The sequence below is a fragment of the Desulfocurvus sp. DL1XJH-121 genome, assembly GCF_054819825.1.
This window is the reverse complement of the sequence record NZ_JBTVWW010000182.1, coordinates 1-242: the sequence shown is the minus strand read 5'-3', so window position 1 is coordinate 242 and position 242 is coordinate 1. Positions and strand designations below refer to the sequence as shown.

The 242-nt window shown below is 57.0% G+C and carries 1 protein-coding gene; it reads right to left on the bottom strand.

The window, feature by feature from the left end:
• On the bottom strand, window positions 1-242 hold a 242-nt coding region (locus tag ACYYG1_RS17800; protein WP_461211663.1), incomplete at both ends, for a tRNA sulfurtransferase.

Sequence of the window (242 nt, the reverse complement as noted above, 5' to 3'; positions counted from 1 at the left end):
CGGGGTGGTGCAAAAATCGTGCAGCAGTCCTCAAAGGGCTGGATTGACAAGTCAAACGTGCCAATCTTTTCGGCCAGGGCAATAATCTCGGTCTTGTCCATTGTGGCTACCGGCCGGATAACCGGCGTGGTCGTAACATCGTTGATTGCCGCCATCGATTCGAGCGTCTGCGAGGCCACCTGGCCGACCGACTCCCCGTTAAAAATGGCCAGTCCCCTGCGCTTGGCCCTAATTTGGTCAGC